Origin of the sequence: Streptomyces sp. NPDC002619, from assembly GCF_042889305.1 — a bacterium.
Taxonomy (GTDB): Bacteria; Actinomycetota; Actinomycetes; order Streptomycetales; family Streptomycetaceae; genus Streptomyces.
Genome location: NZ_JBIAQV010000005.1, coordinates 251,694 through 264,701 on the forward strand (window position 1 = coordinate 251,694; position 13,008 = coordinate 264,701).

General features: G+C 71.6%; 13 protein-coding genes and 1 riboswitch. Of the genes, 7 read left to right on the top strand and 6 right to left on the bottom strand.

Annotation, left to right across the window (positions count from 1 at the left end):
* Nucleotides 1-20 precede the first annotated feature (20 nt).
* A complete protein-coding gene (locus ACFYXB_RS12210; RefSeq protein ID WP_389580726.1) occupies nucleotides 21-1,517 on the top strand; it encodes a phytoene desaturase family protein in 1,497 nt (498 codons plus the stop codon).
* Nucleotides 1,518-1,526: 9 nt separating this feature from the next.
* Here ACFYXB_RS12210 and ACFYXB_RS12215 read toward each other — a convergent pair whose 3' ends face one another.
* The 5 genes from ACFYXB_RS12215 to ACFYXB_RS12235 all read right to left on the bottom strand — a co-directional run bounded on the left by ACFYXB_RS12215 (nucleotide 1,527) and on the right by ACFYXB_RS12235 (nucleotide 6,134).
* A complete protein-coding gene (locus tag ACFYXB_RS12215; protein ID WP_389580729.1) occupies nucleotides 1,527-2,501 on the bottom strand; it encodes a hypothetical protein in 975 nt (324 codons plus the stop codon).
* Between the two features lie 56 nt (nucleotides 2,502-2,557).
* A complete protein-coding gene (gene metF / locus ACFYXB_RS12220) occupies nucleotides 2,558-3,481 on the bottom strand; it encodes a methylenetetrahydrofolate reductase [NAD(P)H] (protein WP_351345031.1) in 924 nt (307 codons plus the stop codon).
* Nucleotides 3,482-3,607: 126 nt separating this feature from the next.
* Nucleotides 3,608-4,270, bottom strand: a complete 663-nt coding sequence (gene thiE / locus ACFYXB_RS12225) for a thiamine phosphate synthase (RefSeq protein ID WP_389580733.1) — start codon at nucleotides 4,268-4,270, stop codon at nucleotides 3,608-3,610.
* A 184-nt stretch (nucleotides 4,271-4,454) separates the two neighbouring features.
* Nucleotides 4,455-4,820 (bottom strand): Rv2175c family DNA-binding protein, encoded by a 366-nt coding sequence (locus ACFYXB_RS12230; RefSeq protein ID WP_351345025.1) that lies wholly within the window; start codon nucleotides 4,818-4,820, stop codon nucleotides 4,455-4,457.
* Between the two features lie 84 nt (nucleotides 4,821-4,904).
* Entirely contained in the window at nucleotides 4,905-6,134 is a 1,230-nt protein-coding gene (locus ACFYXB_RS12235; RefSeq protein WP_389580736.1) for an NAD(P)/FAD-dependent oxidoreductase, read from the bottom strand.
* Between the two features lie 138 nt (nucleotides 6,135-6,272).
* Nucleotides 6,273-6,384: riboswitch (TPP riboswitch) on the top strand.
* On the opposite strand from ACFYXB_RS12235, the gene thiO reads away from it, so the two are divergent.
* The 6 genes from thiO to ACFYXB_RS12265 all read left to right on the top strand — a co-directional run bounded on the left by thiO (nucleotide 6,382) and on the right by ACFYXB_RS12265 (nucleotide 12,262).
* Nucleotides 6,382-7,542: a glycine oxidase ThiO gene (gene thiO, locus ACFYXB_RS12240; RefSeq protein ID WP_389580738.1), complete on the top strand. Its 1,161-nt coding sequence runs from the start codon at nucleotides 6,382-6,384 to the stop codon at nucleotides 7,540-7,542. Its footprint overlaps the riboswitch before it by 3 nt.
* The gene (gene thiS / locus ACFYXB_RS12245; protein ID WP_351345008.1) at nucleotides 7,539-7,751 is read left to right on the top strand and encodes a sulfur carrier protein ThiS; all 213 of its coding nucleotides are present in this window, start codon (nucleotides 7,539-7,541) and stop codon (nucleotides 7,749-7,751) included. The genes thiO and thiS overlap by 4 nt, the downstream gene beginning before the upstream one ends.
* 3 nt (nucleotides 7,752-7,754) lie before the next feature.
* The gene (locus ACFYXB_RS12250) at nucleotides 7,755-8,549 is read left to right on the top strand and encodes a thiazole synthase (RefSeq protein WP_389580741.1); all 795 of its coding nucleotides are present in this window, start codon (nucleotides 7,755-7,757) and stop codon (nucleotides 8,547-8,549) included.
* Between the two features lie 222 nt (nucleotides 8,550-8,771).
* A complete protein-coding gene (pknB, locus tag ACFYXB_RS12255) occupies nucleotides 8,772-10,697 on the top strand; it encodes a Stk1 family PASTA domain-containing Ser/Thr kinase (RefSeq protein WP_389580744.1) in 1,926 nt (641 codons plus the stop codon).
* 46 nt (nucleotides 10,698-10,743) lie between these two features.
* The gene (locus ACFYXB_RS12260; RefSeq protein ID WP_389580747.1) at nucleotides 10,744-11,634 is read left to right on the top strand and encodes a deoxyribonuclease IV; all 891 of its coding nucleotides are present in this window, start codon (nucleotides 10,744-10,746) and stop codon (nucleotides 11,632-11,634) included.
* A 127-nt stretch (nucleotides 11,635-11,761) separates the two neighbouring features.
* Complete coding sequence (locus ACFYXB_RS12265) at nucleotides 11,762-12,262, top strand: DUF4396 domain-containing protein (protein WP_389580749.1); 501 nt, start codon at nucleotides 11,762-11,764, stop codon at nucleotides 12,260-12,262.
* 15 nt (nucleotides 12,263-12,277) lie between these two features.
* Here the strand turns inward: ACFYXB_RS12265 and ACFYXB_RS12270 are convergent, their stop codons facing one another.
* Nucleotides 12,278-12,919 (bottom strand): sulfite oxidase-like oxidoreductase, encoded by a 642-nt coding sequence (locus ACFYXB_RS12270; protein ID WP_389580751.1) that lies wholly within the window; start codon nucleotides 12,917-12,919, stop codon nucleotides 12,278-12,280.
* Nucleotides 12,920-13,008: the final 89 nt, after the last annotated feature.

Below are 13,008 nucleotides of genomic sequence, written 5' to 3' on the forward strand. Positions count from 1 at the left end.
CGGTCGATAAAGTCGCGGGCATGGGACGGATTGCGGTGATCGGCGCCGGGATGGGCGCGATGGCGGCCGCCGCCCGGCTGGCCGTCGCGGGCCACCGGGTGGTTGTGTACGAGCGCACGGAGACGTACGGCGGTGCGGTGCGCCGGTTCGAGCGGGACGGGTTCCGCTTCGACACGGGCCCCGGACTGCTGACGCTGCCCGCCGTCCACCGCGATCTGTTCGTCAAGACCGGCAAGGAGGCGCTGGAGGACTGCGTCGAGCTGGTGCAGGTCGACCCGTCGTCGCGGCACGTGTTCGCGGACGGCACGGAGGTGTCCCTGCCGAACGCCTCGCGCGCGGGCGTCGTCGGGGCGCTGGACGCGGCCCTCGGCACGGGCGCCGGGCAGCGCTGGGGCGACTTTCTGGTGCGTGCCCGCGAGGCCTGGGACCGCACCCGCCGGCCCCTCCTGGAGGAGCCGCTGTGGCCGAACTGGCCGGTGCTGGCCGAGCGTGAGCCCTACCCGGCCGTTCCGCACAAGCGCCTGCTGCGCACCCGGGTGGCCGGCACGCTCGCCGAGGTCGGAGCCTGGGAGCTGCGCGACCCGCGCCTGGCCGCGCTCCTGGAGAGCCACGCGCTGACGTACGGCCTCGATCCCCGGACCGCTCCGGCGAGCGCGGCCGTGCTGCCGTACATGGAGCACGCCTTCGGCACCTGGTACGTGCGCGGCGGCATACGGGAACTGGCGCGCGCGGTGTACGAGCGCTGCCTGCGACGGAAGGTCGAGTTCGTCTTCGGCGCCGAGGTCACCGGGGTGCTGGAGAAGGACGGCCGGGCGGCCGGGATCGAGCTGACGGACGGACAGGTGGCCGAGGCCGACTTCGTGGTCGCCGGGGTCGCTCCGAAAACCCTGAGCCGCTTCGTATCCGGCAAGGCGCTGCGGCCCGAGAGCGGCGTCGCGCCTCAGCACGGGCTGCCGAGCCGCCTCACCGTGCTGCTGGCGCTGCGCGGCGGACGGCCGCAGGGGGCGGCTCACCGGACCGTGGTGCACGCGGAGAACCGGGAGACGGAGCTGGATCTGCTGTTCGGCACGCCGGGCGGAATGGCCGCGCGGCCCACGGTCACCGTGCTGCGGCCCGACGACCCGACGCTGGTGCCGGACCCGGGCCACGAGGCGATCACACTGGTCTCGGCGGTCCCGGCCCAGCCGGGTGAGGCGGACCCGGCCCTCGCCGAGAACCTGATCACCGTCGCCGAACGAGTCGTGCCCGGGCTGCGCGAGCGCATCCTCTGGACGGAGGTGCGCACCCCCGCCGACATCGAGGAGACGACGGGCGCGGCGGGCGGAGCGATACCGGCCCCGGCGCTCGCGGCGGGCGGCGGGCGTCTGCTGCACCCGGCCAACACCACCGCTGTGCCCGGCCTGTTCACGGTCGGCGGCTGGTCACACCCCGGTGGCGGGCTGCCGCACGCGGGCATGTCCGGCGCGCTGGTCGCGGGGCTGATCGTGGAGGGACCGGAGTTCCGCGGCTCTCAGTGAGCCGGTGCGTCAGTAGCGGTACTGCTCGTCGTACCCGTTGCCCTGCTGCTGCCCGTTGCCCTGGTAGGGGTACGGCTGCTCCTGCGGGAGTTCGCCGCCGTAGGCCTCGTCGGTGCGCTGCTGCGGGACCCAGACCCCGCCGGCCGGGGTCTCGCCGTAGTTGCCGGTGGCGTACTGGTCCTGGCCGTACCCCTGCTGGCCGTACTGCTGCTGGCCGTAGGCCGGGTCGTACGCGGCGCCGCCGTACGTCTGGGTGCCGATGTACGGGTCGGAGTAGTTGGCGTACTGCTGCTGGCCGGTGGTGTCGTAGCCGTACTGCTGCTGCCCGTAGCCGGAGTAGTCGTAGCCGTACGTCTGGTCGGTGCCCTGGGCGGCGGCCGCGTAGCCCTGGTCCTGGGGCTGGCCGGCGGTCGCGTAGGCCGGGTCGGTGTCGGCCGCGGCGTAGGAGGAGCCGCTGTATATGCCGTACGAGCCGGTGTCGTCGGGCAGCGGTTGCGGCTCGTACACGGCGGTCGACTCGGCGGCGGTGGGCTCGTGTGCGTGGCCCGCGGTAAACACGTCGTCGCGGTCGTAGGCGTCATTGCCGTGGTCGCCGTACGCGACGCTGTCACGGCCGTAGCCGGCGTCCCGGTCGTCGTAGCCGTCCTCGCCCGCCTCCATGTCGGAGACCTCGAGGGCGGGGTCCTGGTAGTCGGCCTCGCCGCGGCCGCGCCTGCTGCCGTCCGCGCCCGGCCTGTTGACCGCCCAGCCCGCCTCGAAGCCGCGGCGGAACGAGAGGGTGACATAGGTCTGGCCGATCACGAAGGCGGCCGCGCCCACACCGATGATGATGACGGAGTGTGCCAGCACACCGAGCACGACGCCCAGGAAGCCGGCGAAGGCGAGCAGCCGCCAGCGCAGCCGCGCCTTGTACTGGAGCAGCACCTCGCCCAGCAACCACAGTGCGACGACGCCGAACGCGATGTAGAGGACCGTCAAGCCCATGTACGCCCCTCCTCCAGTGACCGCTACGCAGTGTGTCGTATCCCGGTGCGGCAGGTCTAGGCCTGCGGTGGGTGGTGCAGACCGAGGTTCTCGTAGATTTCCAGCGCTGCCGTGGAGTTGTTGAGCGTGATGAAGTGCAGACCAGGCACTCCCTCGGCGAGCAACCGTGCGCAGAACTCCGTGGCGAACTCGATACCGATGGAGCGTACCGCCGCAGGATCGTCCTTGGCTGTGAGGATCCGCTCTTTCAGGGAGTCCGGGAATACGGCGTTGCTGAGCTTGGGCAGCCGCTCCAGCATCTTCACGCTCGTGACCGGCATGACTTCGGGAATGACCGGGGTCCGGCAGTCCGCGGCGGCGACCCGGTCGCGCAGGCGCAGATACGACTCCGGCTGGAAGAACATCTGCGTAATGGCGTAGTCGGCGCCCGCACGGCACTTGTCGACGAAGTGCGCGACGTCCGTGTCCCAGTCCCTGGAGCGCGGATGCATCTCGGGGAAGGCGGCGACGCCCACGCAGAAGTCGCCCGACTCCTTGATGAGTTCGACGAGTTCGGCCGCGTACGCCAGTCCCTCGGGGTGCGCCACCCACTCGGCCATGGGGTCGCCGGGCGGGTCGCCGCGGACGGCGAGCATGTTGCGGATCCCGGCGTCCGCGTACTGGCCGATGATGTTGCGCAGTTCGGCGACGGAGTGGTTGACCGCGGTGAGGTGGGCAACCGGGGTGAGCGTCGTGTCGGCGACGATCTGCTGGGTCTCCCGGACCGTGCCCGCTCGGGTGGAACCGCCGGCGCCGTACGTCACGGAGACGAAGTCGGGGGCCACTGCCTCGACCCGGCGCAGCGCGCTCCACAGGCTCCGCTCGCCCTTGGGGGTCTTCGGCGCCGAGAACTCGAACGAGTATGTCGTCTTGCCAGTGCCGAGGATGTCACGCACAGTGCGCGCGCGATCGGTCCTGGTGGATGCGGTGCCAAGGGCCATACCGGCAGGTTAGCCATGGGTGAGCAGTCCCCCAACCGGACGCCGGGGATTTGCCCGATTTGCCGACTTATTGTTCACCCCTTGGACAAGCCGCCGACGCACGGCGTCTACGCGAGGCCCAGGGGCCTACGCCTGACGCAGTCGCTTGGCGAACTCCGCCGCCGCCGCTCCCGGGTCGTCGGCCTCCGTGATCGCGCGGACGACGACCACTCGGCGGGCGCCCGCGTCGAGCACCTCGTCGAGGTTGCCGAGGTCTATGCCGCCGATGGCGAACCAGGGGCGGTCGGTGTCCAGGGAGGCGGCGTACCGGACCAGGCCGAGGCCGGGCGCGTGCCGGCCGGGCTTGGTGGGGGTCGGCCAGCACGGGCCGGTGCAGAAGTAGTCGACGCCCTCCTGGGCGGCAGCCGCGGCGGCCTCTGACTCGGCGTGGGTGGAGCGGCCGATCAGGACGCCGTCGCCGAGGATCGCGCGGGCCGCGGGGACCGGGAGGTCGCCCTGGCCGAGGTGGAGCACATCGGAGCCGGCGGCGCGGGCGATGTCGGCGCGGTCGTTGACCGCGAGCAGCTTGCCGTGCCGGGCGCAGGCCTCGGCGAAGACCGCGAGGTGCTCCAGCTCCTCGCCCGCCTCCATGCCCTTGTCACGCAGCTGCACGATGTCGACGCCGCCGGCCAGGACCGCGTCCAGGAAGTCGGCGAGGTCGCCCTGCCGCTTGCGGGCGTCGGTACAGAGGTAGACGCGGGCGTCGGCGAGCCGGGCGCGGGCGGTGGTGGCGGTGCCTGTGTCGGACATACGGTGCGTCCCCCCGGTTTCGGTGCGTTGTCGGTGACGTACGTGGCGTGAATGGCGTAGGGCTGCCGTGAGCGTAGTCGGCCGCGCGGACCACGGGCCTCGGTCGGGCTGCGGACCCCAGGCCGCACCCGTCCACGGCCGTGGCCCCTGAGGGCCACGGCCCGGACGCCGGACGGTGTTCGGGTCAGACGGCGAGCGCCTGGGCGCGGCGCTTCACCTCCGTGCCGCGGTTCTCGCTCAGGGCCTGGGCGGGAGTGCCGGGCAGGCTGGGGTCGGGGGTGAAGAGCCACTCCAGCATCTCTTCGTCGGAAAAGCCGTCGTCCCGCAGGAGCGTCAGGGTCCCGGACAGGCCCTTGACGACCTTGTCCCCGTCGATGAAGGCGGCGGGGACGTGCAGCGCCCGGTTCTCGCCACGGCGTACGGCGATGAGCTGGCCCTCCTTGACCAGCTGCCGCACACGCGTCACCTCGACGTCCAGCATCTCTGCGATGTCGGGGAGGGTGAGCCAGGCGGGGACGAGAGCATCGATTTTTGCGTCAATCTCGGTCACGGAAACAGCGTGCCATCCCGGACTGACAGTCGGAAGTCGGGCCCCGCCAAACCGGGACTTTTCTGGTCACGCGCGTCATGTTCGTCAAGCGGTGGCTTCCTTCAGCGGCCGGGCCGGGTCCGCCAGCAGCCGTGGGTCCATCGGCGTACCCGCCTCGATCAGCCGCCGCCCCTGCGCCAGGTCCCGCGGCCGGCCCACCGCCAGCAGAGCGACCAGCCGGTCCCCGCGCAGCCAGCAGACGGACCAGGCGGGCCCGGCCGGGTCGCCGCGCCACAGGAGCGTGTCGGCCGCCGCGTGATGACCGACGTACTGGACGAAACGGCCGAACTGCTCGGACCAGAAGTACGGCACCGGGTCGTAGACGGCCGAGGCGTCGCCGACGATGTTCGCCGCGACCGTGCGCGGCCCCTGGAGGGCGTTGTCCCAGTGGTGCACGAGCAGCCGTTCGCCGTAGCGGCCCGAAGGGAAGGAGGCGCAGTCGCCGACCGCGTACACGTCCGGTACGGAGGTGCGCAGGTGGTCGTCGGCCACGACCTCGCCGTGCGCGCCCAGTTCGATGTCGGAGCCGGACAGCCAGGCCGTGGCGGGGCGGGCGCCGACGCCGACGACGACGGCTCCCGCGGGCAGCCGCGAGCCGTCGTCGAGGACGACCTCACCGGGTTCGATGCGCTCCACGCGCGCGTGGGTGCGCAGTTCGGTGCCGCTGTCGGCGTACCAGGCGGTCATCGGCGCGGCCACCTCGGCCGGCAGCGCGCCCGCGAGCGGCCGGTCGGCGGCCTCGATGACCGTCACCGCGCAGCCCGCCTCACGGGCCGCCGTGGCGAACTCGGCGCCGATCCAGCCCGCGCCGACAACCACGATGTCGTGCTGCCGGGCGAGCACCGGCCGCAGCCGCTCGGCGTCGTCCAGGGTGCGCAGCAGATGCACCCCGGGGACGCCCTCCGCGCCGGGCAGGCGGATCGGTTCGGCACCAGTCGCGAGGACCAGGACGTCGTACGGCACCGGTCCCGCTTCGGTGTCCAGTTCATGGTCGGCCGGGCGCACGCCCAGCGCCTCGCTGCCCAGCCGGACGTCGATGCCGAGTGCCTCGAAGTCGACGTCGAAGGCGGAGCCCTCGGCCTTGCCGAGCAGCACGGCCTTGGACAGCGGCGGCCGGTCGTACGGCTGGTGGGGTTCGGCGCCGATCAGCGTGACGGTGCCCTTGAAGCCCTGTTCCCGCAGGGCGACCGCGGTCTGCACCCCGGCCATGCCCGCTCCGACGACGACCACGCGCCGCGCCTGTGACGTGCCTCGTTGCTGCGTCTGCTCGCTCACCTGATCACCATAGACAACTGACAAACAGTCAGTCAGGTGGCGCGTGCGGTGACGTGTTGCACAGCGGCCGGGCTCCCGGCCGGTAGCCGGGTGGTGCCCTTACAGAGCCGTCGGGCCAAGGGCTAGGGTGGCCCACGTACAAGCACTCGCGGGAGCCCGGACGCACCGGGCTGAGAGGGAGGCTGGCGGCCTCCGACCGTACGAACCTGATCCGGGTCATGCCGGCGAAGGGAGGGGCTGGACGCCCATGTCGTCACGTACATCAGACGTCCTCGTCATCGGGGGCGGAATCATCGGCCTGGTCACGGCCTGGCGCGCCGCGCAGCGCGGGTTCGCGACGGCCGTCGTGGACCCCGAACCGGGCGGCGGCGCCGCCCAGGTGGCCGCCGGGATGCTGGCCGCGGTCACAGAACTGCACTACGGCGAGCAGACTTTGCTCGGCCTCAACCTGGAGTCGGCCCGCCGCTATCCGGACTTCGCGGCCGAGCTCACCGAGCTGACCGGCCACGACCTCGGCTACCGCCGGTGCGGCACGCTCGCCGTGGCGCTGGACGCCGACGACCGCGCCCATCTGCGCGAACTGCACGCCCTGCAGCAGCGGTCGGAGCTGGACTCCGAGTGGCTGTCCGGCCGTGACTGCCGCCGTCTTGAGCCGATGCTGGCGCCAGGTGTGCGCGGCGGGCTGCGGGTGGACGGCGACCACCAGATCGACCCGCGGCGGCTGTCGGCGGCGCTGGTGTCCGCGTGCGAGCGGGCTGGGGTGGTGTTCCACCGCGCGTGGGTGGAGCGGTTGCGTGTCGTACGGGAGCGGGCGGCCGGTGTCACCACGGCGGACGGTACGGAGCTGGACGCCGACCATGTGGTCCTCGCGGCGGGCAGCCTCAGCGGACGGCTCGCGGGGGTGCCGGACGAGGTGCTGCCGCCCGTACGGCCCGTGAAGGGGCAGGTGCTGCGGCTGACGGTGCCGAAGCGGTACGCGCCGTTCCTGAGCCGGACCGTGCGGGCCGTGGTGCGCGGCAGCCAGGTCTACCTGGTGCCCCGGGAGAACGGCGAGCTAGTCGTCGGCGCCACCAGCGAGGAACTGGGCTGGGACACCACGGTGACCGCGGGGGGCGTGTACGAGCTGCTGCGGGACGCGCACGAGCTGATTCCGGGGATCACCGAACTGCCGCTGACCGAGACGCGGGCGGGGCTGCGGCCGGGCTCCCCCGACAACGCGCCGCTGCTCGGGCCGACCGGACTCGACGGGCTGCTGCTGGCCACCGGGCACTTCCGCAACGGCGTGCTGCTCACGCCGGTCACCGGCGACGCCATGGCGCACGTCCTGGCCACCGGGGAGCTCCCCGAGGAGGCCCGCCCCTTCACGCCGAAGCGCTTCGGCGCCGTACTCACGGAGCAGCCCGCATGAGCGTCCCTCTCACCATCTCGGTCAACGGGGAGCGCCGTGAGATCGCGCCCGGCACGGCGCTCGACGCCCTCGTGAAGACCCTCACCGCGGCGCCCTCCGGGGTCGCCGCCGCGCTCAACGAAACCGTCGTCCCGCGCGCGGAGTGGCCGTCCACGGCCCTGCGCGAGGGTGACCGCGTCGAAGTCCTCACCGCCGTCCAAGGAGGCTGAACCATGGCCGACGATCCCTTCGTCCTCGGCGGTACGTCCTTCTCGTCCCGCCTGATCATGGGTACGGGCGGTGCGCCCAGCCTCGACGTGCTGGAACGGGCGCTGGTCGCCTCCGGCACGGAGCTGACGACCGTCGCGATGCGGCGCGTCGATCCCGGGGTGCACGGGTCCGTGCTGTCGGTCCTCGAGAAGCTCGGCGTGCGGGTGCTGCCGAACACGGCGGGCTGCTTCACGGCGGGCGAGGCAGTGCTGACGGCCCGGCTGGCGCGGGAGGCGCTGGGCACCGATCTCATCAAGCTGGAGGTCATCGCCGACGAGCGGACCCTGCTGCCGGATCCGATCGAGCTGCTGGACGCGGCGGAGACGCTGGTCGACGACGGGTTCACGGTGCTGCCGTACACGAACGACGACCCCGTGCTCGCGCGGAAGCTGGAGGACGCGGGGTGTGCGGCCGTCATGCCGCTCGGGTCGCCGATCGGATCGGGGCTGGGGATCCGCAATCCGCACAACTTCCAGCTGATCGTCGAGCACGCGCGTGTGCCGGTGATTCTGGACGCGGGGGCCGGTACGGCGTCCGATGTGGCGTTGGCCATGGAGCTGGGGTGTTCGGGGGTGATGCTGGCGTCGGCCGTGACGCGGGCGCAGGAGCCGGAGGTGATGGCCTCGGCGATGCGGCACGCGGTGGAGGCGGGGCGGTTGGCTCGGCTGGCGGGGCGGATTCCCCGGCGACATTTCGCGTCCGCATCATCGCCTGCGGCGGGCCTGGCCGTGTTGGACCCCGAGCGACCTGCGTTCTGAGCGGGGTCGCAGTCCCGTTTTGTCTCCCAGCCGCGCACCACCCGTTTGGTGTCGGCCAAGAGCTTGACATTTCCTGTGGGGGTTCGGGGCCATCGGCGGCTGCAGGTTCGTGCCGCGAGCTTCACCGGTTCGCGTGCTTCGCGTCACAGGTCGGCTGCAGTACCGCTGCTGTCGCGGTGGAAGCGGGTGAGGGTGTCAGTCGGCGCTCGTAGACTCGCCTGCGTGGATATGACCCTTCAGGACCCTCTCGTCGGGCAGGTGCTCGACGGCCGTTATCGCGTCGACGCGCGGATCGCCGTCGGCGGGATGGCCACGGTCTACCGGGCCCTGGACACCCGACTGGACCGGATCCTCGCGCTCAAGGTGATGCATCCGACGCTGGCGGCGGACGGGGCGTTCGTGGAGCGGTTCATACGGGAGGCGAAGTCCGTCGCGCGGCTCGCCCACCCCAACGTCGTGCAGGTCTTCGACCAGGGGACCGACGGGTCGTACGTGTATCTAGCCATGGAGTACATCGCCGGGTGCACCCTGCGCGACGTGCTGCGTGAGCGCGGGGCGCTGCAGCCGCGGGCCTCGCTGGACATCCTGGAGCCGGTGCTCGCCGCGCTGGGCGCCGCACACCGCGCCGGCTTCGTGCACCGGGACATGAAGCCAGAGAACGTGCTGATAGGGGACGACGGCCGGGTCAAGGTGGCCGACTTCGGGCTCGTGCGGTCGGTGGACACCGTGACCAGTACGACGGGCGCTGTCCTCGGGACCGTGTCGTACCTCGCGCCCGAGCAGATCGAGAGCGGGACCGCCGATCCGCGCGTCGACGTGTACGCGTGCGGTGTGGTGCTGTACGAGATGCTGACCGGACAGAAGCCGCACGACGGGGACTCCCCCGCCGCCGTGCTCTACAAGCACCTCCACGAGGACGTGCCGCCGCCCTCGGCCACCGTGCCGGGGACGGCGTACGAGCTGGACGAACTGGTCGCCGCCGCCACCGCGCGCACGCCGGAGATCCGGCCGCACGACGCCGTAGCGCTGCTCGCCTACGTGCGTCACGCCCGCGCGGGTCTGAGCGCCGAGCAGCTGGACGCGATGCCGCCGCAGGCGCTGACCGCGCAGCACGACATCGCCGAGGACCGTACGAGCGTGATACCGCGCTCGCTGACGGTGCCGCGGCCGCTGCCCGTCAACGAGGACGAGCCCGACGGGAGCGTCCACCGGACCAGCCGCCTCGCCGTCCCGCCCGCCCCGCCGGGGCGGCGGCCGTCGCGGCCCGGGCGCGGGCTGATCACGCTCGTCGTCGCCGTGCTGGTGGTCTTCGGGGTGGGAGCCGGGGTCTGGTACATCAACTCCGGGCAGTTCACGCGGGTCCCGCCGCTGCTGGCGAAGACCGAGGCGCAGGCCAGGGACCGGCTGAAGCAGGCCGGGCTCGACGTCAAGCAGGTCAGGCACGCCTACAGCGACACGGTGCAGCGCGGCACGGTCATCAGTACCGACCCCGCCGCCGGAAAGCGCATCCGCAGCAATGACTCGGTGACGCTGACCATCTCCGACGGCCCGGAGACGGTGAAGGTGCCCGGCCTCGAAGGCCGCACGCTGGCCGCGGCGAGGGCGCTGCTGCGGAAGGACGGTCTCCAGCCCGGCATGGTCACGCGCGCGTTCAGCGACAGCGTCCCGCGGGGCTCGGTGATCAGCACCGACCCGCAGACCGGCACCACGCGCCGCGCGGGCTCGGCGGTCGCGCTCGTCGTCAGCAAGGGCAGCCCCGTGGACGTGCCGGACGTCACCGGTGAGGACCTGGACAGCGCCAAGCAGGACCTGCAGAACGCCGGGCTGCGGGTGCGGATCGCCGCGCAGGCGGTCAACTCCGAGTTCGACAAGGGCGCGATCGCCGAGCAGACCCCGGCGGGCGACAGCCAGGCCGCCGAGGGCGACACAGTGACGCTGACGCTGTCCAAGGGCCCCGAGATGGTCGAGGTGCCGGACGTGGTCGGGGCCGGTGTCGACGACGCGAAGCAGTCGCTGGAGCAAGCCGGCTTCAAGGTCAAGGAGGACCGGGGTCTGCTCGGCTTGTTCGGCGACACGGTGAAGGACCAGTCGGTGAACGGCGGCGACACGGCCCCCAAGGGCTCGACGATCACGATCACCATCCGCTGACGAGGGCGTTTCCCTGGTGCCGAATACGGCGTGACACCCTGAACGGGTGAACAAGCAGCCCGGCATTCCCGCCCCCTCCCGCAACCCCGTCGGCGGTCACGTCCCCGTGGCCGGTGGTCTGCACTCCGTCGGGCTGTCGTACGCACGGGAGCTGAAGGCCGAGGCCGCGCAGGTCTTCGTGGCCAATCCGCGCGGCTGGGCGACCCCGGCCGGGAATCCGCGGCAGGACGAGGAGTTCCGGGCGGCGTGTGCCGAGGAGTCGATCCCGGCGTACGTGCACGCGCCCTACCTGATCAACTTCGGTTCGCACACCGAGGCGACCGTGGAGAAGTCGGTGGAGTCGCTTCGGCACTCGTTGCGGCGCGGGCGCGCGATCGGCGCGCTCGGCGTGGTCGTGCACACGGGCAGCGCGACCGGCGGGCGGCCGCGGGAGGTCGCGCTGAAGCAGGTACGGGAGCACATGCTGCCGCTCCTCGAGGAGCTCACGCACGACGACGACCCGTACCTGCTCCTGGAGTCCACGGCCGGACAGGGGGCCTCGCTCTGCTCCCGCACCTGGGACTTCGGGCCGTACTTCGAGGCGCTGGACGCGCATCCGCGGCTGGGCGTGTGCCTGGACACCTGCCACATCTTCGCCGCTGGGCACGATCTGACCGGTCCGAGCGGTATGCACCAGACCCTGGACCTGCTGGTGGACACGGTCGGCGAGGGTCGACTGAGGCTGATCCACGCCAACGACTCCAAGGACGTGGTGGGCGCACACAAGGACCGCCACGAGAACATCGGCTCCGGCCACATAGGCGAGGACCCGTTCCGGGCGCTGATGACCCACCCCGCGACGGCAGGCGTACCACTGATCATCGAGACCCCCGGCGGCAAGGAGGGGCACGCGGCGGACGTGGCGCGGCTGAAGAAGCTGAGAGATCGCCGTCCCTGAGGCGGAGGACCTCGACCCGAAGGCGGAGGACCTCGACGCCGAGGCGGAATACCCAATGAGGAATACCCCCGGGGGGTATATGGTTCCTACTCGTCACAGGAACCGTTCACTCGGCACAGGGGGCACCATGTCGCACGAGGCGCACGCGCAGCACGGCGAAGCACACGCACACCACCACGCTCACCTTCCCGCGGCCACCTGGTCCATGGCCGTTCAGGCCACCCTGCACTGCCTCACCGGGTGTGCCATCGGTGAGGTGCTGGGCATGGTGATCGGTACGGCGTTCGGCTGGGGGAATCTCGCGACCACGGTGCTGGCGATCGTGCTGGCCTTCTTCTTCGGGTACTCGCTCACCCTGCGCGGCGTGCTGCGGGCCGGCGTGGACTTCCGTACCGCCTTCCGCGTGGCGCTGGCCGCGGACACGCTGTCCATCGCCGTGATGGAGCTGATCGACAACGGGGTGATCGTGCTCTGGCCGGACGCGATGGACGCACAGCTCGGCGACCTGCTGTTCTGGGGCTCGCTGGCGATCTCGCTGGCGATCGCCTTCGTGGTCACGACGCCGGTCAACAAGTGGACCATCGGGCGGGGCAAGGGGCATGCGGTGATGCATCAGTACCACCACTGACGTACGACGCCGGGATCAGAGCTCGGGGCCGTCCCCGGGCTCTTCCTGGTAGGAGTAGCGCTGTTCCTTCCAGGGGTCGCCGATGTTGTGGTAGCCGCGCTCCTCCCAGAAGCCGCGGCGGTCGGCGGTCATGTACTCCACGCCGCGCACCCACTTGGGGCCCTTCCAGGCGTAGAGATGGGGGACGACCAGGCGGACCGGGAAGCCGTGCTCGGCGGTGAGGAGTTCGCCGTCCTTGTGGGTCGCGAAGATCGTGCGGTCGGCGGCGAAGTCCAGGAGGCGGAGGTTGGAGCTGAAGCCGTACTCCGCCCAGACCATCACATGGGTGACGTCGGGCGCGGGCGGGGCGGCCTCCAGGATCGCGCTCGCCGGGACGCCGCCCCACTCGGCCCCGAGCATGCTGAACTTCGTCACGCAGTGCAGATCGGCCACGACGGTCGCGTACGGCAGGGCCGTGAACTCCTCGTGGGTCCAGCAGTGCTTGTCGCCGTCGGCGGTGGTACCGAAGACCCTGAACTCCCAGCGCTCGGGCCGGAACTTGGGCACCGGCCCGTAGTGCGTGACCGGCCAGCCGCGCTGCAGTCGCTGCCCCGGCGGAAGCTCGGACCGTACGGCCTCGGAAGATTCTCCAGACTCGCGCTCCACCGGGTGACCCATGTCTCCATCCTGACAGACCTTGGGCAGTGCCCTTGACCAGGCATCCCCGAACCGGACAAATGACATCAGGCATGCACTTACGTACTAAG